This window comes from Stutzerimonas kunmingensis, from assembly GCF_002929225.1.
Classification (GTDB): Bacteria; Pseudomonadota; Gammaproteobacteria; order Pseudomonadales; family Pseudomonadaceae; genus Stutzerimonas.
Genome location: NZ_PISM01000018.1, coordinates 219,865 through 241,827, shown reverse-complemented (window position 1 = coordinate 241,827; position 21,963 = coordinate 219,865). Strand labels below are relative to the sequence as shown.

General features: G+C 65.5%; 21 protein-coding genes. 9 read left to right on the top strand and 12 right to left on the bottom strand.

What is annotated here, in order from left to right; translation table 11 throughout:
• Positions 1–7 precede the first annotated feature (7 nt).
• Positions 8–316 (bottom strand): PepSY domain-containing protein, encoded by a 309-nt coding sequence (locus tag CW305_RS11635; protein ID WP_003301967.1) that lies wholly within the window; start codon positions 314–316, stop codon positions 8–10.
• A gap of 172 nt (positions 317–488) precedes the next feature.
• Between CW305_RS11635 and CW305_RS11630 the strand changes: the two genes are divergently transcribed.
• Positions 489–845 (top strand): copper-binding protein, encoded by a 357-nt coding sequence (locus tag CW305_RS11630; protein ID WP_041014967.1) that lies wholly within the window; start codon positions 489–491, stop codon positions 843–845.
• Between the two features lie 2 nt (positions 846–847).
• Here the strand turns inward: CW305_RS11630 and CW305_RS11625 are convergent, their stop codons facing one another.
• A complete protein-coding gene (locus CW305_RS11625) occupies positions 848–1,624 on the bottom strand; it encodes a DUF899 domain-containing protein (RefSeq protein WP_104097984.1) in 777 nt (258 codons plus the stop codon).
• A 226-nt stretch (positions 1,625–1,850) separates the two neighbouring features.
• Here CW305_RS11625 and CW305_RS11620 point away from each other — a divergent pair, with 226 nt between their 5' ends.
• Both CW305_RS11620 and CW305_RS11615 read left to right on the top strand, forming a co-directional pair.
• A complete protein-coding gene (locus CW305_RS11620) occupies positions 1,851–2,114 on the top strand; it encodes a PepSY domain-containing protein (RefSeq protein ID WP_023444659.1) in 264 nt (87 codons plus the stop codon).
• 163 nt (positions 2,115–2,277) lie between these two features.
• Positions 2,278–3,162, top strand: a complete 885-nt coding sequence (locus tag CW305_RS11615) for an RluA family pseudouridine synthase (RefSeq protein ID WP_104097983.1) — start codon at positions 2,278–2,280, stop codon at positions 3,160–3,162.
• Positions 3,163–3,258: 96 nt separating this feature from the next.
• Here the strand turns inward: CW305_RS11615 and CW305_RS11610 are convergent, their stop codons facing one another.
• The 4 genes from CW305_RS11610 to catC are packed head-to-tail and all read right to left on the bottom strand — an operon-like array spanning position 3,259 to position 5,625.
• Entirely contained in the window at positions 3,259–3,960 is a 702-nt protein-coding gene (locus CW305_RS11610; protein ID WP_014821551.1) for an SDR family oxidoreductase, read from the bottom strand.
• A gap of 16 nt (positions 3,961–3,976) precedes the next feature.
• A complete protein-coding gene (locus tag CW305_RS11605; RefSeq protein ID WP_014821550.1) occupies positions 3,977–5,029 on the bottom strand; it encodes a cyclase family protein in 1,053 nt (350 codons plus the stop codon).
• A 24-nt stretch (positions 5,030–5,053) separates the two neighbouring features.
• Positions 5,054–5,350, bottom strand: coding sequence for a YciI family protein (locus CW305_RS11600; protein ID WP_014821549.1), 297 nt, complete (start codon positions 5,348–5,350; stop codon positions 5,054–5,056).
• A gap of 8 nt (positions 5,351–5,358) precedes the next feature.
• Positions 5,359–5,625 carry a muconolactone Delta-isomerase gene (catC, locus tag CW305_RS11595; RefSeq protein ID WP_104097982.1) on the bottom strand — a complete coding sequence of 89 codons (267 nt, stop codon included), beginning with the start codon at positions 5,623–5,625 and terminating at the stop codon, positions 5,359–5,361.
• Here catC and CW305_RS11590 point away from each other — a divergent pair, their 5' ends adjacent.
• Together CW305_RS11590 and CW305_RS11585 are read left to right on the top strand one after the other, a co-directional pair.
• Positions 5,626–6,594 (top strand): TIGR00366 family protein, encoded by a 969-nt coding sequence (locus CW305_RS11590; RefSeq protein WP_245890999.1) that lies wholly within the window; start codon positions 5,626–5,628, stop codon positions 6,592–6,594.
• 71 nt (positions 6,595–6,665) lie between these two features.
• The gene (locus tag CW305_RS11585) at positions 6,666–7,445 is read left to right on the top strand and encodes a DNA-formamidopyrimidine glycosylase family protein (protein ID WP_104097981.1); all 780 of its coding nucleotides are present in this window, start codon (positions 6,666–6,668) and stop codon (positions 7,443–7,445) included.
• 210 nt (positions 7,446–7,655) lie between these two features.
• On the opposite strand, the gene CW305_RS11580 is transcribed toward CW305_RS11585, so the two are convergent.
• The 5 genes from CW305_RS11580 to CW305_RS11560 form a co-directional block, all read right to left on the bottom strand.
• Positions 7,656–8,552: a ribose-phosphate pyrophosphokinase gene (locus CW305_RS11580; RefSeq protein ID WP_104097980.1), complete on the bottom strand. Its 897-nt coding sequence runs from the start codon at positions 8,550–8,552 to the stop codon at positions 7,656–7,658.
• Positions 8,552–10,132: a thymidine phosphorylase family protein gene (locus tag CW305_RS11575; protein WP_104097979.1), complete on the bottom strand. Its 1,581-nt coding sequence runs from the start codon at positions 10,130–10,132 to the stop codon at positions 8,552–8,554. Before CW305_RS11575 ends, CW305_RS11580 begins: the two co-directional genes overlap by 1 nt.
• Before the next feature lie 111 nt (positions 10,133–10,243).
• Positions 10,244–11,014 carry a 3-hydroxybutyrate dehydrogenase gene (locus CW305_RS11570; RefSeq protein WP_104097978.1) on the bottom strand — a complete coding sequence of 257 codons (771 nt, stop codon included), beginning with the start codon at positions 11,012–11,014 and terminating at the stop codon, positions 10,244–10,246.
• A gap of 109 nt (positions 11,015–11,123) precedes the next feature.
• Positions 11,124–12,515, bottom strand: a complete 1,392-nt coding sequence (locus tag CW305_RS11565) for a GntP family permease (protein ID WP_104097977.1) — start codon at positions 12,513–12,515, stop codon at positions 11,124–11,126.
• Positions 12,516–12,789: 274 nt separating this feature from the next.
• A complete protein-coding gene (locus CW305_RS11560) occupies positions 12,790–14,130 on the bottom strand; it encodes a short-chain fatty acid transporter (protein WP_104097976.1) in 1,341 nt (446 codons plus the stop codon).
• 111 nt (positions 14,131–14,241) lie between these two features.
• Between CW305_RS11560 and CW305_RS11555 the strand changes: the two genes are divergently transcribed.
• Positions 14,242–14,658, top strand: coding sequence for a DUF192 domain-containing protein (locus tag CW305_RS11555; RefSeq protein ID WP_104097975.1), 417 nt, complete (start codon positions 14,242–14,244; stop codon positions 14,656–14,658).
• 238 nt (positions 14,659–14,896) lie between these two features.
• On the opposite strand, the gene CW305_RS11550 is transcribed toward CW305_RS11555, so the two are convergent.
• Positions 14,897–15,367, bottom strand: a complete 471-nt coding sequence (locus CW305_RS11550) for an Lrp/AsnC family transcriptional regulator (protein WP_003281718.1) — start codon at positions 15,365–15,367, stop codon at positions 14,897–14,899.
• 241 nt (positions 15,368–15,608) lie between these two features.
• Between CW305_RS11550 and CW305_RS11545 the strand changes: the two genes are divergently transcribed.
• The 3 genes from CW305_RS11545 (at position 15,609) to CW305_RS11535 (ending at position 21,926) form a co-directional block, all read left to right on the top strand.
• Complete coding sequence (locus CW305_RS11545; protein ID WP_104097974.1) at positions 15,609–19,079, top strand: indolepyruvate ferredoxin oxidoreductase family protein; 3,471 nt, start codon at positions 15,609–15,611, stop codon at positions 19,077–19,079.
• A 214-nt stretch (positions 19,080–19,293) separates the two neighbouring features.
• Positions 19,294–20,388 carry a Glu/Leu/Phe/Val dehydrogenase dimerization domain-containing protein gene (locus CW305_RS11540; RefSeq protein ID WP_104097973.1) on the top strand — a complete coding sequence of 365 codons (1,095 nt, stop codon included), beginning with the start codon at positions 19,294–19,296 and terminating at the stop codon, positions 20,386–20,388.
• A gap of 128 nt (positions 20,389–20,516) precedes the next feature.
• On the top strand, positions 20,517–21,926 hold the full coding sequence (locus tag CW305_RS11535) for a sodium-dependent transporter (protein ID WP_104097972.1): 1,410 nt from the start codon (positions 20,517–20,519) through the stop codon (positions 21,924–21,926).
• Positions 21,927–21,963 lie beyond the last annotated feature (37 nt).

Here is a 21,963-nt window from a genome sequence, read left to right as displayed (position 1 = left end):
GATGGCCTCAGTCGTCCTGATGGTCCTTCAGCACTTCGCCGGTCTTGGCGTCGAGCTCGACGTCCCATTGCACACCTTTGTCGTCGCGCAGTTCAAGCTGATAGACGTAGCGGCCGTACTCTTCTTCCAGCTCGGTCTCCTCGACGGTAGCGCCGGGGTGCTTGGCCAGTGCCGCTTCGTTGAGCTTCTCGAACGACTGGATGGTGCCGGCATCGCGCAGCTTCAATGCTTCGTCGGGACCGATGTCCTTGGCCATAGCCAGGTTGGCACCGAGGGCGAGGGTGGCAGCGGTGAACAGCGTAGTCAGTGTTTTCATGGTTTTGATTCCTGTGGTTGGTTTCGACGATTCACAGGTTACGGGGGCTTGCTTAAACGAAACTGAACGTCGCCAGGCGGCTGCGAATGCACCGTTCGGGCGAGGGCGAACCGCGCCATGGGGACTACGCTTGCTGCAGGTCAGCACGACCGATCGATCGGGGTGAGTCGTCATGAAAACCGTGTTTCTCGTACTGCTTGCGACCCTCGGGCTGAGTGGCCAGGCCTCTGCCGAGGATCTGCTGAAGCCCTCCACCACACCGCCACCGGTCGATGATGTGGCCGCTGGCAACAGCCTGGAGGCCGAGCCCGCTTACCAGGCCGAAGGCGTGATCCGCGCCATCGATGCCCGGCAGGGCAGCGTCACCATCGCCCACGGGCCGGTGCCGGAATTGAAGTGGCCGGCGATGGTGATGCCGTTCAAGGCGGACGCCGCACAGCTCGGCGGGCTGGCCGTGGGCGATGCGGTGGAGTTCCGCTTCAGCAACGGCGAAATGGACCCGCAGATCGTCTTCATTCGACGGCAGTAGCCTCAGCGTCGCGCCTGCTCGTGGCAGCAGCCGGCGGGCTCTGAGCGTCCGCTCGGGGCAACGCGATCATCGCTGTCGTAACGGTCGTGCAGGCGTACCCAGTCGGTGAGGTTGTGCCGCGGGCCCGTTTCGTTGCGACCGTTGGGCGTCATGTCCAGCAGTACATAGGTGCCGAGCAGTTCTTCCGCGCCGCGACCATAGGCCGAGAAGGTGTGGAAGATGTCGTCCTGCGGGTCGCGGTAAAAAACACTGAAGCCCGACAGCTCCTCGCAGACGAAGGGTTGCCAGGCGTAGTTGTAGAAGACCTTGCCCTCGACGATGTCCTCGGCATCGAAGGACACGTGGAAGTCGCGGTTGAACGTGCTGCCGGCCGACGACAGCCAGCGGAACTGCCAGCCCATGCGCTGGCGGAACGCATCCAGCCGCTCGAACGGCGCGCGGGAAATGGCGGCGAAGCTGACGTCATGCTGCAGCAGGTGCAGTAGCGCACCGCCGATATGATCGGCCTCGAACGAACAGCCGACGCAACCCTCGGTCCAGTCCGGGCCGAACATGAAGTGCTTGATCACCAGCTGGCTGCGCCCTTCGAACAGCTCGCTCAGGCGAACCGCGCCGCTGGCATCGTGAAAGCGATAGTCCTGCGCAAGGCGTCGCCAGGGCAGTTGCCGACGCTTTTCGCTGAGCGCATCGCGCTGGCGGGTGAGCTGTTTCTCTTCCTGCAGATGGGCGCTGTGGGCGGCCAGCCAGTCCTGATCGGATACGACCTTGTGCGTTGCCATGTAGACCTCCGGGGGCGCGGATTGGAAGCGGGCGCGGAGCCACCGCCGCGCGGCAATGGTCCTGTGACAGAGTCGATTGGCGCCGGGCGAAATCGACATCGGGCCAGGGAACGTCCGGCGGCTGGCGGCGCGGTGGTTGAACTTAGCGGCCGCCGCCGCGCTCGTAATTCAGGCAAGGGCCAACCGTATGGCCCGATCTGATCCCGTTCGCAGAAGGAATAACGAGATGTACAACAAGACACTGACCGCCGCACTCGCCGTTGCCATCCTCGGTTCTGGTGCTGCCTTCGCCGCCGACAAGCCCGGCGCCGACTGGATCAGCCTCGAACAGGCCGTAGAGAAGGCCAAGGCCGCCGGCTACACCGAACTGCACGGCATCGAGGCCGATGATGATGGCTGGGAAGGCGAGGGCATGAAGCAGGACGGCAAGAAGTACGAGTTCAAGATCGATGGCCGTACCGGCGAAGTGACCAAGGACAAGGAAGACTGAGCCTGCGCGTTCCTCTCGCCTGGCGTCTTCGCTGAGCGCATCGCCTGCCCCCTGGCGGCGCTGCGCTCAGCAGCCACTTGCCACCGCTCTCCCGCAACGGGAGGCAGCTACTGACAGAGCAGGTATCATCCACCTCCCTCGTCGCTACCGTGTAGCTGCATTCATGTCCGCTTCCAGTTCCCGCCCCAGCACCCTGCATCTGCCGCCAGGCGATTGGCCTACGGTGCTCGACTGCCTGTGCGCGCACTTCCCTGCGATCAGTCGCGCTACCTGGCTCGATCGCATCGCCCGCGGCCGCGTGCTTGATGCGCAGATGCAGCCGATCGATGCCGCGCAGACCTATCGGGTCGGCATGCGCATTCATTACTTTCGCGAAGTGCCGAATGAGACCCCGGTGCCGTTCGAAGAACGCATCCTGCATGTCGACGAGCATCTGGTGGTAGCCGACAAACCGCACTTTCTCTCGGTGATGCCGGCCGGCGAATACGTCAACGAAACCCTGCTGGCGCGGCTCAGCAAACGGCTGGGTAACGCCGATCTGGTGCCGATTCATCGTATCGATCGGCTCACCGCCGGTCTGGTGCTGTTCTCGGCCAACCGGGAGAGCCGTGGTGCCTACCAGGCGCTGTTCCGCGAGCGGGAGATCAGCAAGCGCTACGAGGCAATCTGCCCGGCGCTGCCGCATCTTGAATTTCCCCTGCGCCGACGCCTGTGCATGGTGCCGGGCGACCCCTTCTTCCTGATGCGTGAGGGCGAGGGCGAGCCGAACAGCGAAACGCTGATTGAGGTGCTCGAACGGCGCGGCGACCTCTGGCGCTACGGGCTCTCCCCCATCAGCGGCAAAAAGCACCAGCTGCGCCTGCACATGGCCACGCTCGGCGCCGGTATCTGCAATGACCCGTTCTATCCCGAGCTGCTCGAGCGCAGCGAGCGTGAGGCCGACGACTACGCGCGGCCACTGAAGCTGCTGGCGCGTGGCTTGCGCTTCAGCGATCCGCTGAGCGGAGCGCCGCGCGAATTCGAGAGTACGCTGCAACTGGATTGGTAATGCCGGCAGTCATGACCATGGTGGCTCGTCGCCGTCAGCGCGCGCTTGATTGAACATGGCGGCGTTTTGAGGGGCTAGCACCGGCTGCGGGCAGGCTCAGAGATCCACCACGCCCACCGTCATGCCTCCACAAACGTAGAGCGTTTGGCCGGTTACGAAGCCGCTGCGTTCGTCGAGCAGGTAGGCGACGGCATGGGCGACGTCGCCGGCGGTTCCAACGCGCTTGACCGGCACCGAGTCGATGATCTGTTGCGTGCGCGGTGAGCCGGGGGGATTGGCCCGGTCGAACAGCTCCGTGCGGATCGGTCCGGGGCCGACTGCGTTGGCGGTGATGCCGTGTGCGCCCAGTTCCAGCGCCCAGACGCGGGTCATGCCGACCAGTGCTGCCTTGCTTGCTGCATAGGCGGTGCGCAGCTCCTTGCCCAGGGCGGCCCGGGAGGCCATGTTGACGATGCGACCGAAGCCGGCTGCCTTCATGCCGGGGAGCAGCGCCTGCATGCACTGCATGGCGCAGCGCAGATTGAGCGCCATTACCCGATCGAGTTCGGCGAGCGTCTGCGCTTCGGCGGTCGCCGGGCAGACCATGCCGACATTGTTCACCAGGCGGGTGATCGGGCCGCGCGCCAAGGCTTCGCGTAGCGCCTCGGCCGTGGCCTCCGGATCGGACAGGTCGGCGCGAATACCGCTGCCTTCACGGTCGATGATAATGGGGTCGTAACCCTCTTCGCGGCAGCGCTCGGCGGTGGCGGCACCAATGCCGGCGGCACCACCGGTGATCAGGACTCTAGGTAGGCTCATAACGATCTCGCAGGGATTAGACAGTCGCCACAGGCGTCAGGGGTGAGCCAACGGCGCCCGGCAGCCGAAGCGGCGGGGCGGTGAGGAAGAAACGGTAGCGGGCCTGGCGACGCAGATATGCCGCCAGCGGGCCGAGGTGCCAGAGCTCACCCAGGTGAACGCCGAGCTTGAACAGGCAATGCTGGTGCAGCGGCAAGGCGGCGCAACAGGCGTCGCCGCCTGCGGCCGGATAAGCCTCGACCGCATAGTTGTCCGCCGCGATTGCCGCCAGTTCGCTGTCGGTTATCCACTGCAGCAGCTTTCCGTCACGTCCGTCGAGCACCGCACAGCGCTCGGTAAGGGTCTTTGCGTCGGGCTGGCGGCCCATGGCGAGGACCGCGTCGGCAAAGCCGGTATGGAGGCAGACGATATCGCCGCGTTCGATTTCGACCCGGTCGGCTTCAAGTACGCGCATCAAGGAGTCATAACCCACCAGTGTCCGTGCCGGCCCCAGGTGGGCATGCAGGTCGATCAGTGCGGCGCGGCCCTGCACGCCGGTTTCAGCCATCCGCTCGATGCCCAGCGCGCCAGCCTGCGACGTGCTTTCCGAGCGCATGCGCGCCTGCACGCCGGCATCGTCCGGGTGCTGCGGGCCGTGGATATGCTCATCGGCGGCGTAGCCGTTGTAATAGACGGGCCTGGGCACGCCGTTGCCATCCACGTCGAATAGCGCGCCCACATGCGCCAGGCTGTCCCACTGGGTGGAGTACTGCAGATGCAGTATCGCCAGGTCGTCGCACACGACGTCTGGCCGCCCTGGCTGCAGGTTGCCCATGCGGAAATTGAAGTTGACGCCGCCTTGGCGCAACGTGGGTCGAAGCACAGGTGGATGGCGATTGGGATTGAGGGCACAGCCGCCCGGATGGTCCAGCGGCAGGCTGAGGCAGAAGGTCTTGCCGTCGCGCACTTCGGCGATGCCCTGCAGCACTTTCTCCGCGGTGATCAGGTTCAGCCTGCCGAGCTGATCGTCTTCGCCATAGTCGCCCCAGTTCGAACCCTCCGGACGATGCTTCCAGCGTCGGTTACGCATGCACTGCTCCCAGGCGGTCGTGAATCAGAGAAAGCACCGGCCCGCGAGATAGGCCTTGCGCCAGTGGGTGATGGTGACTCGCTCGAAGAGCTCGACGCGGCTGAACGGATCGTCTGCAATGAAGCGCTCGGCTTCGTCGCGTGTTTCGAGGTCGACCACATACAGGCCGCCGCCCAAGTCGCTGCCGTCATCAGCGAGCTTGGCGCCGCAGGCGAGCAGCAAGGCCTTGTTCGCCTCGAGAAAGCGCAGGTGCTCATCGCGCGTCTCGCGCCGTAGCTGTTGGTGGCCAGGTTTGTCGAAAGTTTCGATCAGGTAGGGCATGGACCACCTCAGTTTGGGGCCAGTGCAGACGGATGCTGAGCCAACGGGGTGACCTCCAGCGTCATGTAGGGATACAGCGGCAAAGCGCTGAGCTTCTGGTGCAGCTCGTCGTTACTGGCCACATCGAACACGCTGTAGTTGGCGTATTGGCCAACCATGCGCCACAGATGACGCCACGTGCCGTTGCGTTGCAGCTCCTGCGAGTAGGCCTTTTCCTTGGCGATAAGCGCGGCGGCATCGGCCGGATCGAGGTCGTGGGGGATGTTCACTTGCATATGGACGAGGAAGCGCTCAAGGTGCGGGGCCTGCACTACCCGCTGGTCATCGCGGCAGCGTTTTCCGGCTTCTCGGTTTACGGCATCGGATTGTCCGGCAGTGTGCCCTTGCTCATCGCTACGGAAGGGCATTTCCTTCAGGGTCAGATGGGGCTGGTGCCCTTGTCGGAAACCATATTCAGCGCGCCACTGCTGATCGCCACCGCGCTGGTGGTGCTGACCCTGCCACTGTTCAACGCCTGGCTGCACCCGAAGAACGCGAAGGATATCGTCGAGATTGATCCGGCCACTGTTGCCGTACCGTTCGAGCCGAGCCTGGATGGCAGGCAAGACATGACCCTGGCCGACCGAATGAATCACAGCAAGGTAGTCGGTGTCGTCATCGGCCTGCTCGGGTTGGTCTACGTTGGTTTGCACTTTATCGAAGGCGGTTCGCTGGACCTGAACACGGTCAATTTTATTTTCCTGTTTCTCGGAATCCTGTTATTCGCGTCTCCTGCCCGCTACCTCGCCGCGCTGGGCGAGGGAGTCAAGATCGTTTCCGGAATCATCATCCAATATCCGTTTTACGCCGGCATCATGGGTATCCTCGTGGGGTCCGGGCTGGTCGTTTCGTTTGCGGAATTGTTCGTGCGTATATCCACAGCCGAGACCTTGCCAATCTGGTCGTTCGTCAGCGGTGGTCTGATCAATATTCTCGCGCCATCGGGCGGTGGGCAGTGGGCAGTGCAAGGGCCTGTAGTAATCGAGGCAGCGCGCGAACTGAACGCATCATTCGCGGCAACGGCACTGGGCGTTCAGGTGGGGGACCAATGGACGAACATGATCCAGCCGTTCTGGATTCTGCCGGTCCTGGCCATTTCCAAGCTGAAGCTGCGCGATGTGATGGGTTACATGGTGCTGATTCTGGGCTACCTGGGGGGCATCTTTGGCGGCACCATTTGGATATGGGGCTATCTGTCGGCCTGATCATGCGGGGGCTGGGCACCTTTGTGTTGGGCTCCAGTCCATACATGGACAGCCCAGCCCCTGGTGCAGCCATGCCCGAAGGTCCTTCCATCGTCATCCTGCGTGAAGAAGTCGCGGTATTCGCCGGGCGCACCATCGAACGTGCCGAGGGCAGCGCCAAGATCGACATGGCCCGGCTGGCCGGTCAGGGGGTGCGTGGCTTCCATAGCTGGGGCAAGCATTTCCTGATCGAGCTGGACGACGTCTCCGTCCGCATCCACCTGCTGCTGTTCGGCAGCTACCGCATCAACGAGCGCAAGGACTCCACGCCGCGCCTGAGCCTCGGCTTCGCCGACGGCGAGCTGAATTTCTATGCCTGTTCGGTGCAGTTGATCGAGGGGCCGCTGGATGCGGCCTACGACTGGAGCATGGATGTGATGAGCGAGACCTGGAGTCCGCGCGTCACGCTCAAACGCTTGCGCGAGCACCCGCGGCTACTGGCCTGCGATGCGCTACTGGACCAGACGCTGTTCGCCGGCTCCGGCAACATCATCAAGAACGAGGTGCTCTATCGCATCCGCGTGCACCCGTTGTCGCTGATCGGCGAACTGCCGCCGGCCAAGCTACGCGAGCTGGTGCGCGAGGCACGCACCTACAGCTTTCAGTTTCTCGAGTGGAAGCGGGCCGGCGTGCTCAAGGCCAACTGGCTGGCACACGGCAAGAACACCTGCGTGCGCTGCCGGATTGCGCTGGTGAAGGTGAAAGAGCTGGGGCGCAGCCGGCGCCGGGCGTTCTTCTGCGAGCGCTGCCAGAAGCGCTACGGCGATTCAGCGCAGGTGGCGCTTGATGAGCCGAGCGTGGATGAGGGATAGGGTGGACAACGGCACAGCCTTGTCCACGCGGCTGATCTGCCCCACCGAGGTGGTCGCCGGGTTCCGGTGGAAAAGCTGCGCTTTTTCCACCCTACGGCAGTCGTAGCGTTGGAGCGTAGACGGTTCGCCGGTGCAGGATCCTCGTAGGGTGGACAACGGCACCGCCTTGTCCACGAGGCGGTTGGGCTCCGCTGCGCGTTGCCTATCGCCTCAGCGCAGCAGCGGCCTGAGCGCCTCACCCAGTTGCGGGGCCATGCTCACCGCATTGCTTTCATGGGCGATGCAGTCGGTGCTCCAGACGTGCCCGACACCGGCCGCGCGGATCACCTGCAGCGCATCACCGGCGAACAGCGCGTGGGTCACGGCCACGTCCACCGAGGTGGCGCCAGCGGCCAGCAGTTTCTGCGCGGCCTCGGCAAGGGTGCGCCCGGAGCTGGCGACGTCATCGAGTAGCACCACGTGGCGCCCGGCGAATTGGAGGTCCGGCAGGGCGATCTCCACTTGATGGTCGCCATGGCGCAGCTTGTTGCACACGCCATGTTCGAAACCATGCTCGGCGGCGGCCGCCTCGATCCATTGCAGCGCCTCGGCATCCGGGCCGATCAGCAGCGCATCGGGATGCCGCTCGGCGATCAGTCGCGCCAGCGCCGGGGCCGCGCAGAGGGTGACAGCATCGGCCAGCGGCACCGCCTCCTGCAGGGTGGCGACGCGGTGCAGGTGCGGGTCGACGGTGATCAGTGCGTCGAACTGGCCGGCCAGCAGTTGGCCAATCACGCGCTGGCTGACCACCTCGCCCGGGTTGAAGGCGATGTCCTGGCGCATGTAGGCCAGATAGGGCGTGACCAGGATCAGCCGCTTGGCGCCCAGGCGGCGCGCTTCGCCGGCCACCAGCAGCAGCTCGACCAGCTTTTCGTTGGGGTGGTCGAGGCCGCGGTAGAGCACCAGCTGTTCGGCGATCGCTTCGCCCGCGGCCAGCGGCAGGCGCAGGCGCAGCTCGTCATCGGGGAAGCGGTGACGTTCGACCTGCGCCGCGGGCAGGCCAGAGGTCTCGGCCAAGCGCAGGGCGGCGGCGCGCTCGTCATCGAAATACAGCAGCTGGCTTTGCATCAGAACTCCACGAATACGGTTGGGACCTGCTCGGGGTTGCCGAGGCTGACGCCGCTGGCGCGTTCGGTGGCCTGGCGGGCGAAGGCGAGGTCGGCGGGAAAGTCCGCGTAAACGCGATACAGACAGTCGCCGGCCCGCACCGGTTCGCCGAGCTTGCGCAGGATGTCCACGCCGGCGCCCTGCACCTTGGGTGCGCCGGCCAGCCGGGCAATGCGTGCCAGCTGCAGGTTGTCGATGCCGGTGACCACCGCGTCGCAGTCGGCCAGCACATCGAAGCTGAGCCGTGCCAGCGGCGGATGGTTGTGATCGAACGGCTTGCCGCCCTGGGCGGCGATGATCGAGCGCATCTTCTTCAGCGCCCGCCCGGAGTCGAGGATGTCCCGGGCGATGGCATAACCGTCGCCGCCGCGCACATCGGGATCGAACTCGAGCATGCGTCCGGCCAGGCGCAGGGCCTTCTGACGCAGGTCGATCGGCGCCGCCGGGTCGTTCTGCAGCACCTGCATCACGTCGCGCGCCTCCAGTACCGGGCCGATGCCATTGCCGATCGGCTGACGACCGTCGGTGATGACCACGTCCAGGGTCAGGCCCAGGCGCGTGGCGACGAACTCGAACAGCTTGCGCAGGCGCTGCGCCTCGGCCATCGAACGCACCTTGGCGGTCGGGCCAATGGGGATGTCCAGCAGCAGGTGGGTGGAGCCGGCGGCGATCTTCTTCGACAGGATCGAAGCGACCATCTGCCCGGGGGAGTCGATCGACAGCGGGCGCTCGACGGCGATCAGCACGTCGTCAGCAGGCGATAGCTCGCTGGTGCCGCCCCAGGCCAGGCAGCCGCGTTCCTCGCGGACCATTTCGCAGAGGCGCTCGAATGGCAGTTCGACGTTGGCCAGCACTTCCATGGTGTCGGCGGTGCCGGCCGGCGAGGTGATGGCCCGCGAGCTGGTTTTCGGGCAGAGCATGCCGTGGGCGGCGACGATCGGCACCACCAGCATCGAGGTGCGGTTGCCCGGTATGCCGCCGATGCAGTGCTTGTCCACCACCGGGTGCTCGCGCCAGTCGAGCCGGCGGCCGACGCGGATCATCGCGTCGGTGAGAAAGAACACCTCCTCGCGATCCAGTTCGCCCTGGTTGCAGGCGACCACGAAGGCGGTCAGCTCGATCTTCGAGTAACGGTGCTCGGCGATGTCGCGCATGATCGCCAGGAAGTCATCCCGGTTCAGGCGCTCGCCGGCGATCTTGCGGTGCAGCGCCGGGATCGATGCGGCCGGCTCGGCCTGGGCGATCGCCGCTGGTACACCGGCTTCGGCGCCGAGCTGGGCGAAGGCATCTTCGGACAGGCCCAGCTCGTCGCAGCCGACGATGCTCGGGTCGTCCACCAGGTTGAGGCTGGCGAGGATGCGCCGGCCGTTGACGCGTATCTCCACCTTGGCCAGCGCCTGGAAGCCTTCGGCGCGGCAGGCGGCGCAGTCGCGGTGCAGGTAGGCGACATTCTCGCGGTAGGTGTCGATGGCGACCCGGCGCAGCGCCAGGTGCACCGGGGCTTTGCCGTTGAGCGGCGTGTCGCTGGAAATGCTGGTCATGCGGGCGGTTTCGCTGGGGAGGTGATGGCTATCTAGCCTCAGCCCGCGGCCACTTGCCAAGCAGGCGCGCCGGTTATGCCCGGTCGCGTTGCCGCAGGTCAGTAAACCCGATCATTGCGCCACCCAGCCACCATCCATGTTCCATGCCGCGCCGCGTACCTGATCGCCGGCCTCGCTGCAGAGAAACAGCGCCAGGGCGCCCAGCTGCGCCGGGGTGACGAAATCCAGCGAAGGTTGCTTCTCGGCCAGCAGGTCGTGGCGGGCGCGTTGCTCGTCACCGTTCTCCCGCGCGCGCTCGTCGATCTGCTGCTGCACCAAGGGGGTCAGCACCCAGCCGGGGCAGATGGCATTGCAGGTGATCGGCGTGGTGGCGGTTTCCAGCGCGACGACCTTGGTCAGCCCGACCAGCCCGTGCTTGGCGGCGACGTAGGCGGCCTTCTGCTCGGACCCCACCAGCCCGTGCACCGAGGCGATATTGATGATCCGCCCCCAGCCACGCTGGCGCATGCCGGGCAGGGCCAGGCGTGTGCTGTGAAACGCCGAGGACAGGTTGATGGCGATGATGGCGTCCCAGCGTTCCACCGGAAATTCCTCCACCGGCGCCACATGCTGGATACCGGCGTTGTTGACCAGGATGTCGACGCCACCGAAGTCGCGCTCGGCATAGGCGAACAGCTCGGCGATCTGTGCCGGGTCGGCCACGTCCGCGCCGTGGTGCCCGACCTTGCGGCCGTGCCGGCCGACTTCGGCCAGCGCTGCCGAAGCATCGCCGAAACCGTTGAGGATCAGATCGGCACCGGCCTCGGCCAGCTTCAGCGCAATGCCCAGCCCGATGCCGCTGGTGGAGCCGGTGACCAGTGCGGTCTTGCCTGTGAGGTTCATGGTTTCTCCCGCTTGGTGGCGACCGCACTGGGCGGCGCCTCGTTTTTCTTGTTGTCGGAAGGCAATCGCAGATGTCGTGATGCTCGCCGAAATCGGCGAAGCGCCGCGATCAGACGATGCCGGTAGCGTAGTACACGCCGATCACGAAGAAGGCCGCGGTCGTGGCGATCAGGGTAATGGCGAAGATGTCCTTGTAGGATTCGCGGTGGGTCAGCCCGGTGACCGCCAGCAGGGTGATCACCGCGCCGTTGTGCGGCAGCGTGTCGAGGCCGCCGGAGGCCATCGAGGCGACCCGGTGCAGTACTTCCAGCGGGATCTGCGCGGCGTTGGCGGCGGCGACGAAGCTGTCGGCCATGGCGGCCAGGGCGATACTCATGCCGCCGGAAGCCGACCCGGTGATGCCGGCCAGCAGGTTGACGGTGATGGCTTCGTTGAGCAGTGGATTGGGGATCGCCGAGAGCGCATCGGCGACCACGATGAAGCCTGGCAGCGAGGCGATCACCGCGCCGAAGCCGAATTCCGACGCGGTGTTCATCGCCGCCAGCAGCGAACCGCCGACCGCCGTGCGGCTGCCCTCGGCGAGCTTGCCGCGCAGGGTGCCGAAGCTGGTCGCCAGTACCAGGGCGATGCCCAGCAGCAGCGCGGCCTCCACCGCCCAGATGGCGGTGAGCTTGCCGACCTCGGTGACCAGCGGGGCGCTCATGCCCGGCAGCTGCAGGCTGTGGCTGGTGCCGTAGAACTCGGGAATCCAGCGGGTGAACAAGAGGTTGGCGACCAGCACCAGAATCAGCGGCGACAGCGCCAACCAGGGGTTGGGCAGGGCGATGTCGGCCGGCGTTTCCGGCTCGTTGCGCAGGTTGGTGCCGTAGCCTTCTCCGGCGGCGATGGCCTTGCCGAGCTGCCACTTGAGATAGAGCATGCCCAGGCCGAACACGAATATCGTGCCGATCAGGCCCAGCCAGGGTGCGGCCCAGGTGGTGGTGTTGAAGAAGGTGGTGGGGATGATGTTCTGGATCTGCGGTGTGCCGGGAATGGCGGTCATGGTGAAGGTGAACGCGCCGAGGGCGATGGTCGCCGGGATCAGCCGCTTGGGCATGTTGCTCTGGCGGAACATCTCGGCGGCGAACGGGTACACCGCGAACACCACGACGAACAGCGAGACGCCGCCGTAGGTCAGCAGCGCGCAGACCAGCACGATCACCAGCATCGCCTGGCTGGTGCCGAGCAGGCGGATCGCAGCGGCGACGATGGAGCGCGAGAAACCGGACATCTCGATCAGCTTGCCGAACACCGCACCGAGCAGGAACACCGGGAAATAGAGTTTGATGAAGCCGACCATCTTCTCCATGAAGATGCCGGTGAAGGCCGGCGCCACGGCGGACGGGTCGGTCAGCAGTACCGCGCCCATGGCGGCGATGGGGGCGAAGAGGATGACGCTGTAGCCGCGGTAGGCGGCGAGCATCAGCAGGGCCAATGCAGCAAGGGCGATGACGACGCTCATCGGGGACGATCTCCTGGCCCCGTGCGGCACGACCGAACGCTGCCGAGGGCATTCGGGGACTCGCTGCTGCACGGCAGGCGCATTGTTTTTCTTGTTTCGGCTGCGGACAGTGCCGCACAGTGATTTAGCGAGTTCCGTGCCAGATACGCAACTCGCTGATTTCGATAGGGTTTGTCGAGTATGTCCAGAATGGTGGACGGCTTTTGTGTCTGGAGGGCTGGACAGTGCGGTCCAGCATTCCGGACAGCAAGACCGTCCGGGATGACCCTGTGTCTCAGGTCAGGAAATAGAGCCCGCCGGCGATCACCACGCCGGAGAACACCAGGCAGAGCAGGCAGTAGCCCATGATGTCGCGGGCACCTAGCCCGGCGATGCCCAGCAGCGGCAGGGCCCAGAACGGCTGGACCATGTTGGTCCAGGCATCGCCCCAGGCGATCGCCATGGCCGTCACTTCCGGCGCCACGCCCAGCGCCGCGCCGGCCGGGAGCATGATCGGACCCTGCACCGCCCACTGGCCGCCGCCGGAGGGCACGAAGACGTTGACCAGCCCGGCGCTGAGAAAGGCCAGTACCGGGAAGCTCTCGGCCGACGACCAGGCGATGAAGGTATCGGTGACCTGGCGCCCGAGCGATACGCCAGCAGCGTTGGCACCGACCATCATGCCCATGATCCCGGCGTAGAAGGGGAACTGCACGACGATGCCAGCGATGCCGCGAATGCTCTCCTCGATGGCGCGCATGTAGCGCTCCGGTGTGCCATGCATCAGCAGGCCGGCGAAGAGGAAGATCGAGATCACGATGTTCAGGCTCAGCGCCAGGCCGTTCTCGCTGAAGTGCCGGTAGAAGAACAGCACCGCCAGCGCGACCATGATCAGGCCGAGGACGCGGCTGTCGTCCAGGCGCTGGGTGCCGGTCTCGCGCGGGATGTCGCTCGGCTGGGGTTCCTCCAGCAGCGCCGGGTCGACCACTTTCGGTGTCTTCGGCTGCATGGCCCAGTTCAGCAGCGGCAGGCCCACCACCAGCACGGCGATGATGAACAGGTTGTAGGAAGCGAACAGCGTTTGGCCGACGCCGATGGCCTCGGTCAGCGCGCCGCCGGTCATCTTCTGCAGATCGGCGCCGCCGCTGGCCAGCGATAGCGGAATCGAGCCGGAAAAGCCGCCGTGCCAGATCAGGAAGCCGGAATAAGCCGAGGCCACCAGCAACGGGTAGTCGACGCCGCGCACCTGGCGCGCCAGCGCGCGGGCGAACACCGCGCCGATCACCAGGCCGAAGCCCCAGTTGATCCAGGAACCGGCTAGCGCCACCAGCGTTACAAGGATGATGGCCTGACCCGGTGACTGCGGGATACGCGCCATGCGGTCGAGCAGACGATTGATCGCCGGCGCCCGTGCCAGGGCATGGCCGGTGACCAGGATCAGCGACATCTGCATGGTGAAGGCCAGCAGATTCCAGAAGCCGTTGCCCCAGTGCTGTGCCATCGCCGGCAGGCCCTGGCCGGTGCTGAGCATGGCCGCAATCAGCACGATCAGCGTGAGCAGGATGGCGAAGACGAAGGGCGAGGGGAGGAAGCGTTGCACCAGATAGACGCTGGCGGCGGTTATTCTGTTGAGCACGATGGGGTTCCCCCTTGTTGTCGTTATGTCGCCGCGCAGGTGCGGCACTTCGCTTATGAGTGCAGCGGCGGCCGGCTGTTCCCGCTGCGCTCCGCTTCAGGAGGTTGGTCGATGCGTGTTGCGCTTTTGCTGTCACTGCTGGTTCTTATGGGCGCCGTTGAGGCGGACGAGCCGTTGCGGCTGCGCCTGGATGGACATGAGCTGCACGCCGAATACGCGCAGACCGTCGCCCGGCGCGAACGCGGGCTGATGGGGCGCAGCGAGCTGGCCCGCGACAGCGGCATGCTGTTTCGTTTCGACGAAGTGCGCCGGCACTGCCTGTGGATGAAGGACACGCCGCTGCCGTTGTCGGCGGCGTTCTTCGATGAGGATGGGGCAATGGTCGATGTGATCGATCTGCAGCCGTTGAACCTGGAAATTCGCTGCTCGAAGCGGCCCGCGCGTTATGCCCTGGAGATGGATCAGGGCTGGTTCGCCGAGCGGGGGATCGGTCGGGGTGCGCGGCTGGAAGGGATTCCGGAGGAATAGGAGTCCAAGCGGTGCGTCGGTGCGTAGGGTGGATAACGGCGAAGCCTTATCCACCGTAGCCCGGCCCGACGCATGCGGATGCTTGGGACGGTGTCGGAGGCGATCTTGGTGGACGCGTGGAAAAGGCTCTGGCCGTTTTCCACCCTACGCTTTCATTCCCTCATGGCGGCTGCTTCGCCCGTCGGGTGGATAACGGCTCCGCCTTATCCACCGCCCGCTGCGAACCCGGTCTGAAGCCTCAATCCAGCGGCAACTCCGTGGTCCGCTTCACCTCGCTCATGGCGATATGCGAGTGCGCCTCCTGCACGTGGGGGCGTTGCAAAAGCTGGTCGCGCAGGAAGCGTTCGTAGCTGTCGATATCGCGCGCCACCACCTTGAGCAGGTAATCCGACTCGCCAGCCATGGTGTGGCACTCCAGCACTTCGGGGTAACCCACCACCGCCCGCTCGAACTCGTCGAGGTTGCTGCGTCCGTGGGCCGAGAGCTTGATGTTGACGAACACCGTCATGTTCAGCCCGAGCTTCTTCGGGTTGAGCAGGGCGACCTTGCGCTCGATCAGCCCTTCCTCCTGCATGCGGTGGATACGTCGCCAGCAGGGCGATTGCGACAGTTCGACCTTCTCGGCGATTTCCGCTGCGGAGAGGTCGGCGTTGTGTTGCAGAAGCAGGAGGATCTTGCGATCGATGCTGCTTAGGGGCGAAGTCTGCATGGTCGTGCCTGTTTTCTTGTTGTTGGCGAATGGGTCATGCACAGAAGCAATGTTCTACCGCAAAAGTAGAAAGAAAATCTCTCTTCGTCACGGCCAGACTGTTAATCGACACGCGACGGTGGGGTGATCCCCTGCCGATTGCCGGCGTGGAGAAACAACCGTGCGGTTTCTCCATGACTGCGTCAGGCGGGTAGCGAACAACGCCACCCTGACTCCGATAACAACAAATTAGGAGCGCCCCATGTCTCTGGCCGAGATCCGTCTGGACGACAAGTACCGGCTTGCAACCGGTCATCTTTACCTCACCGGCACCCAGGCGCTGACCCGCTTGCCGATGCTGCAGCATCAGCGTGATCAGGCCCGTGGTTTGAATACCGGTGGCTTCATCTCCGGCTATCGCGGCTCGCCATTGGGCGGGCTGGACAAGAGCCTCTGGGAAGCCCGCGAGTACCTCAAGCAACACGCCATCCACTTCCAGCCGGGCGTCAACGAAGAGTTGGCCGCCACCGCGGTGTGGGGCAGCCAGCAGACCAACCTGTTCCCCGGCGCCAAGTACGACGGCGTGTTCGCCATGTGGTACGGCAAGGGCCCGGGCGTCGACCGCGCCGGCGACGTGTTCAAGCACGGCAATGCGGCAGGTGTTGCACCCAACGGCGGCGTGCTGCTGCTGGCGGGTGACGACCATGGCTGCAAGTCCTCGACGCTGCCGCACCAGAGCGAGCATGCCTTCATCGCCGCCTCGATTCCGGTGCTGAACCCCGCCAACGTCCAGGAAATCCTCGATTACGGCATCATCGGCTGGGAACTGTCGCGCTACTCCGGCTGCTGGGTAGCGCTGAAGACCATCGCCGAGAACGTCGACTCCTCCGCCGTGGTGGAAGTCGATCCGCTACGCATGCAGACGCGCATCCCGGAAGACTTCGAGCTGCCCGAGGACGGCGTGCACATTCGCTGGCCGGACCCGCCGCTGGCTCAGGAAAAGCGCCTCAACCTGTACAAGATCTACGCCGCACGCGCCTTCGCCCGTGCCAACAACCTGAACCGGGTGATGCTCGATTCGCCGAATCCGCGCATGGGCATCATTACCACCGGCAAGTCCTATCTCGACGTGCGCCAGGCGCTGGACGACCTTGGCCTGGACGAAGCGCTGTGCGCCTCGGTCGGCCTGCGCGTGCTCAAGGTCGGCATGAGCTGGCCGCTGGAGCCGGTCTCGGTGCACGAGTTCGCCCAGGGGCTGGACGAGATTCTGGTGGTCGAGGAAAAGCGCAGCATCATCGAGGACCAGCTCACCGGGCAACTCTACAACTGGCCGGTCAGCAAGCGTCCGCGGGTGGTCGGCGAATTCGACGAGCACGGCAATTCGCTGCTGCCGAATCTCTCCGAGCTGACCCCGGCGATGATCGCGCGGGTGATCGCCAAGCGCCTCGCGCCGATCTACACCAGCGACAGCATCCAGGCGCGGTTGGCCTTCCTTGCCGCCAAGGAAAAGGCTCTGGCCGCGCGCAGCTACGACACCGTGCGCACCCCGCACTACTGCTCCGGTTGCCCGCACAACAGTTCGACCAAGGTGCCGGAGGGCAGTCGCGCCTCGGCCGGCATCGGCTGTCACTACATGGTGCAGTGGATGGACCGGCGCACCGAGACCTTTACCCAGATGGGCGGCGAGGGCGTCAACTGGATCGGCCAGGCGCCGTTCACCGACACCCCGCACATGTTCCAGAACCTCGGCGACGGCACCTACTTCCACTCCGGTAGTCTGGCCGTGCGTGCGGCCGTCGCGGCCGGCGTGAACGTGACCTACAAGATTCTCTACAACGATGCCGTGGCCATGACGGGCGGCCAGCCCATCGACGGCGAGCTGCGCGTCGACCAGCTCAGCCGGCAGATCTTCCACGAAGGCGTCAAACGCATCGCCCTGGTCAGCGATGAGCCGGACAAGTACCCGACCCGCGACAGCTTCGCGCCAATCACCAGCTTCCACCACCGCCGCGAACTGGATGCGGTGCAGCGCGAGCTGCGCGAGTTCAAGGGCGTCTCGGTGATCATCTATGACCAGACGTGTGCCACCGAGAAGCGTCGTCGGCGCAAGCGCGGCAAGCTGGCAGACCCGGCCAAGCGCGCGTTCATAAATCCCGCGGTGTGTGAAGGCTGTGGCGACTGCGGCGAGAAGTCCAACTGCCTAGCCGTGATGCCTCTGGAAACCGAGCTGGGGCGCAAGCGCGAGATCGATCAGAACGCCTGCAACAAGGACTTCTCCTGCGTCGAGGGCTTCTGCCCGAGCTTTGTCACCGTGCATGGCGGCGGTTTGCGCAAGCCGGAAGCGGTCGCCGGTGGCATTGATGCGGCGACGCTGCCCGAGCCGCAGCATCCGTCGCTGGATCGCCCATGGAACGTGCTGATTCCGGGTGTCGGCGGCAGCGGTGTGACTACCCTCGGCGCGCTGCTCGGCATGGCCGCGCACCTGGAAGGCAAGGGCTGCACGGTGCTCGACCAGGCCGGCCTGGCGCAGAAGTTCGGCCCGGTGACCACCCACGTGCGCATCGCCGCGAAGCAGAGCGACATCTACGCCGTGCGCATCGCCGCCGGTGAGGCCGATCTGCTGCTCGGCTGCGACCTGATTGTCGCGGCGGGCGACGAGTCACTGACCCGCCTCAACGAGCAGATCAGCAACGCCGTGGTGAACAGCCACGAATCGGCCACCGCCGAGTTCACCCGCAACCCCGATGCCCAGGTGCCCGGCGCGGCCATGCGGCAGGCCATCAGCGCGGCGGTCGGTGCCGACAAGACCCACTTCGTCGACGCCACCCGCCTGGCCACGCGACTGCTCGGCGATAGCATCGCCACCAACCTGTTCCTGCTCGGCTTCGCCTATCAGCAGGGGCTGCTGCCGATCAGCGCCGAGGCCATCGAGAAGGCTATCGAGCTCAATGGCGTTGCCGCCAAGCTGAATCTGCAGGCCTTCCGCTGGGGCCGTCGTGCCGTGCTCGAACGCGAAACGGTGGAGCAGCTGGCACGTCCGGCTGAAATAGCGGAGCCGATCTGTAAAACCCTGGAAGAGATCGTCGAGTGGCGCGTGGATTTCCTCACCCGCTACCAGAACGCCGGGCTGGCGCGCCGCTATCGCCAGTTGGTCGAGCGCGTGCGCGACGCCGATAGCGCGGACGATCTGGCGCTGTCCAAGGCCGTCGCGCGCTACTACTTCAAGCTCCTGGCCTACAAGGATGAGTACGAGGTGGCGCGCCTCTACAGCGAGCCGGAATTCCGCCAGCAGCTCGAGGCGCAGTTCGAGGGCGACTACCGGCTGCAGTTCCACCTCGCCCCGGCCTGGCTGGCCAAGCGTGACCCCGTCACTGGCGAGCCGCGCAAGCGCGAGCTGGGACCATGGGTGCTCAATGTGTTCGGCGTGCTGGCCAAGTTCCGCTTCCTGCGCGGCACGCCGCTCGATCCGTTCGGCTATGGCCACGACCGCCGCGTCGAGCGCCAGCTGATCACGGAGTACGAGAAGACCGTGGACGAGCTGCTGGCCCAGCTCAAGCCGACCAACTACCGCACTGCCGTGGCCATCGCCGCGCTACCGGAACAGATCCGCGGCTACGGCCCGGTGAAGGAACGCTCCATCGCCAAGGCCCGCCAGCAGGAGAAGTTGCTCCGCGAGCAGCTGGCCAAGGGCGACGAGGTACAGAGCGTGCGGCTGTTCCAGCCGGCGGCCTAGCACGATGGCGCCGTTCGCGGTGGAGGCCGCTCCCACGGGTTGGCACTGCAGGGGTGTTGTGGGAGCGGTCTTGACCGCGCAGGAACCCGGTTGAGGCGTAACGGGTTCGCTCCCGGTTTCACGGGGCAATTCCGCTCTGACGAGCAGCTCCGTACCAGACAACAAGGCTCTGCTGGCTGCAGAGCATCAGACCAACAAGAACGAGGTAACCCAAATGTCCGTCTTCGCTCACCCCGACTTCGATCGCCACGAACAGGTGGTCTTCTGTCATGACCAGGCGTCGGGTCTGAAAGCCATCATCGCCATCCACGACACGCGCCTCGGCCCGGCGCTGGGTGGCTGCCGGATGTTTCCCTACGCCAATGACGACGACGCCCTGCGCGATGTGCTGCGGTTGTCGCGCGGGATGACCCTGAAATCCTCGCTGGCCGGACTCAAGCTCGGCGGCGGCAAGGCGGTGATCATCGGCGACCCGCATACCGGCAAGAGCCAGGCGCTGCTGCATGCGATGGGTGATTTCGTCGACAGCCTCGGCGGGCGCTACATCACCGCCGCCGACTCCGGCACCGGCGATGCCGAGATGCAGGCCTTCGCCCAGCGCACCCGTCATGTGGTCGGCGCCACGCCACGCACCACGCTGGATGGCAGCATCGCCAGCGGCGACCCGTCGCCATCCACCGCCTATGGCGTGTTCGTCGGCCTCAGGGAAGCGGTGCACCAGCGCCTTGGTCGCGACGATCTGACCGGGTTGAAGGTGGCGATCCAGGGCGTGGGCCATGTCGGTCTGGGGCTGGCGCGGCACCTGAAAGCGGCAGGCGCCGAACTCTGGGTGGCGGACATCTTTGATGCCAACGTCAAGCAGGCGATGGAAGAAGTGGGTGCCAACGTGGTGCGCCCGCAGGACATCTACGGCCTCGACGTAGACGTCTTCGCGCCCTGCGCCATGGGCGGCATCCTCAACGAGCAGACGCTGGAAGTACTGCGTGCCCCGGTCATCGCCGGCGCGGCCAACAACCAGCTGGCCACTGCCGCGATCGGCGCCGAACTGCAGCGGCGCAACCAGCTCTACGCGCCGGACTACGCGATCAATGCCGGCGGCATCATCGACGTCTACTACCAGCGCACCGGCGGCAGCGCCGCGCAGAGCGACGCTCATGTGAACGCCATCGGCGACACCCTGCGCGAGATATTCACCCGATCCGCTGCCAGCGGTGAGCCGACCTCGGTAATCGCCGATCGCCTGGCGCTGGAGCGCTTGCACGCCGGCGGCGTACCGCAGGCCGAGGCACTCAAGCGCCAGGCTTCATGAGTCCTGACGGCCGGTCGCCTGGGCGTGCCGGCCTTCACTGAGCGGGGCGGCCGGTTCTGATCGCCAGCGCCGTGCCCGCTCCGTTCGTTCGCACCATCCCTGACAAAAACAACAAGCAGGAATCCGCAATGACTGATAAAACCAGCCTCGCGGCCGGCACCTTCGCCGGCGCGCGCGCACGCAGCCAGGACAACGCCAGCCGAGGCCTGTGGTCCTCCCGCTGGGTGTTCTTCCTCGCCGCCACCGGCTCCGCTGTGGGCCTGGGCAATATCTGGAAATTCCCCTACGTGACCGGGCAGAACGGCGGCGGCGCCTTCGTTCTGGTCTACCTCGCCTGCATTCTCCTGATCGGCATTCCGCTGCTGATGACCGAGGTGATGATCCGCCGTCGCGGTCGGGCGAATCCTGATGGCGCCGTGGCGCGGCTGGCGCGCGAGGCCGGCGCCAGTTCGCGCTGGCGCGTGGTGGGCTGGCTCGGCGGGCTGACCGGGTTTCTGATCCTGAGCTTCTACCTGGTGGTCGCTGGCTGGGCGCTGGCCTATGTGCCGGCGACCTTCAGCGGCGCCTTCACCGGAGTCAGCGGGGAGGCCAGTGGTGAGCTGTTCGGCGCGCTGCTGGCGGACCCGCTGCGCCTGGTGGTCTGCGCCACGCTGGTGCTGGCGGCGACCATGCTGATCGTCGGCTTCGGCGTGCGCGGTGGGCTGGAGCGTTCGCTGCGCTTTCTGATGCCCGGGCTATTCGTGCTGATGCTGGTGCTGGTGGTCTACGCCGCCATCGAAGGTGAATTCGCCCAGGCCCTGCAGTTCCTTTTCGTGCCGGACTTTTCCGAGCTGACCGCGCAGAGCGTGCTGGTCGCCCTCGGCCATGCCTTCTTCACCCTGAGCCTGGGCTGCGGCGCGATGATGGTCTACGGCTCCTATCTGCCGGAAGGCACCTCCATCGCCAAGACCTCGATTCTGGTGGCGCTGGCCGATACCGCGGTGGCGCTGCTGGCCGGCTTGGCGATCTTCCCGCTGGTGTTCGCCAACGGCCTGGAGCCGGGGGCAGGGCCGGGACTGATCTTCGTCACGTTGCCGATCGCCTTTGGCCAGATGCCGCTGGGGCAAATCGTCGGTGGGCTGTTCTTCATCATGCTGGTGATCGCCGCGCTGACCTCGGCCATCTCGCTCTCCGAGCCGAGCATCGCCTGGCTCACCGAGCGCTTCCGTATCAGCCGGACCAAGGCCGTGCTGGGCAGTGGCCTGGTGCTCTGGCTGCTGAGCCTGGGCAGCGTGTTCTCCTTCAATCACTGGGCGGACTATCAGCTGTTCGGCAAGACCTTCTTCGACACCCTGGACTACCTGACCACCAACTGGCTGATGCCGTTGGGCGGGCTGGGCACGGTGCTGTTCACCGGCTGGGTGTTGCAAAAACAGGTGGTCAGCGAAGCGATCGGCATCCGTAGCAATGGCCTGTTCCTAGCCTGGTGGAACCTGCTGCGCTACGGCACTCCGGTGGCCATCGTGCTGGTGTTCCTCAACCTCATGGGTTTGATCTAGCGCGATCACGGTCGTCCGTGTAGTACGCGCAGGTGGG

What these genes read in the sequence shown, in the direction of transcription:
- CW305_RS11635 (WP_003301967.1), bottom strand. Translation starts at nt 316, where the DNA reads ATGAAAACACTGACTACGCTGTTCACCGCTGCCACCCTCGCCCTCGGT.
- CW305_RS11630 (WP_041014967.1), top strand. Translation starts at nt 489, where the DNA reads ATGAAAACCGTGTTTCTCGTACTGCTTGCGACCCTCGGGCTGAGTGGC.
- CW305_RS11625 (WP_104097984.1), bottom strand. Translation starts at nt 1,624, where the DNA reads ATGGCAACGCACAAGGTCGTATCCGATCAGGACTGGCTGGCCGCCCAC.
- CW305_RS11620 (WP_023444659.1), top strand. Translation starts at nt 1,851, where the DNA reads ATGTACAACAAGACACTGACCGCCGCACTCGCCGTTGCCATCCTCGGT.
- CW305_RS11615 (WP_104097983.1), top strand. Translation starts at nt 2,278, where the DNA reads ATGTCCGCTTCCAGTTCCCGCCCCAGCACCCTGCATCTGCCGCCAGGC.
- CW305_RS11610 (WP_014821551.1), bottom strand. Translation starts at nt 3,960, where the DNA reads ATGAGCCTACCTAGAGTCCTGATCACCGGTGGTGCCGCCGGCATTGGT.
- CW305_RS11605 (WP_014821550.1), bottom strand. Translation starts at nt 5,029, where the DNA reads ATGCGTAACCGACGCTGGAAGCATCGTCCGGAGGGTTCGAACTGGGGC.
- CW305_RS11600 (WP_014821549.1), bottom strand. Translation starts at nt 5,350, where the DNA reads ATGCCCTACCTGATCGAAACTTTCGACAAACCTGGCCACCAACAGCTA.
- catC (WP_104097982.1), bottom strand. Translation starts at nt 5,625, where the DNA reads ATGCAAGTGAACATCCCCCACGACCTCGATCCGGCCGATGCCGCCGCG.
- CW305_RS11590 (WP_245890999.1), top strand. Translation starts at nt 5,626, where the DNA reads ATGGACGAGGAAGCGCTCAAGGTGCGGGGCCTGCACTACCCGCTGGTC.
- CW305_RS11585 (WP_104097981.1), top strand. Translation starts at nt 6,666, where the DNA reads ATGCCCGAAGGTCCTTCCATCGTCATCCTGCGTGAAGAAGTCGCGGTA.
- CW305_RS11580 (WP_104097980.1), bottom strand. Translation starts at nt 8,552, where the DNA reads ATGCAAAGCCAGCTGCTGTATTTCGATGACGAGCGCGCCGCCGCCCTG.
- CW305_RS11575 (WP_104097979.1), bottom strand. Translation starts at nt 10,132, where the DNA reads ATGACCAGCATTTCCAGCGACACGCCGCTCAACGGCAAAGCCCCGGTG.
- CW305_RS11570 (WP_104097978.1), bottom strand. Translation starts at nt 11,014, where the DNA reads ATGAACCTCACAGGCAAGACCGCACTGGTCACCGGCTCCACCAGCGGC.
- CW305_RS11565 (WP_104097977.1), bottom strand. Translation starts at nt 12,515, where the DNA reads ATGAGCGTCGTCATCGCCCTTGCTGCATTGGCCCTGCTGATGCTCGCC.
- CW305_RS11555 (WP_104097975.1), top strand. Translation starts at nt 14,242, where the DNA reads ATGCGTGTTGCGCTTTTGCTGTCACTGCTGGTTCTTATGGGCGCCGTT.
- CW305_RS11550 (WP_003281718.1), bottom strand. Translation starts at nt 15,367, where the DNA reads ATGCAGACTTCGCCCCTAAGCAGCATCGATCGCAAGATCCTCCTGCTT.
- CW305_RS11545 (WP_104097974.1), top strand. Translation starts at nt 15,609, where the DNA reads ATGTCTCTGGCCGAGATCCGTCTGGACGACAAGTACCGGCTTGCAACC.
- CW305_RS11540 (WP_104097973.1), top strand. Translation starts at nt 19,294, where the DNA reads ATGTCCGTCTTCGCTCACCCCGACTTCGATCGCCACGAACAGGTGGTC.
- CW305_RS11535 (WP_104097972.1), top strand. Translation starts at nt 20,517, where the DNA reads ATGACTGATAAAACCAGCCTCGCGGCCGGCACCTTCGCCGGCGCGCGC.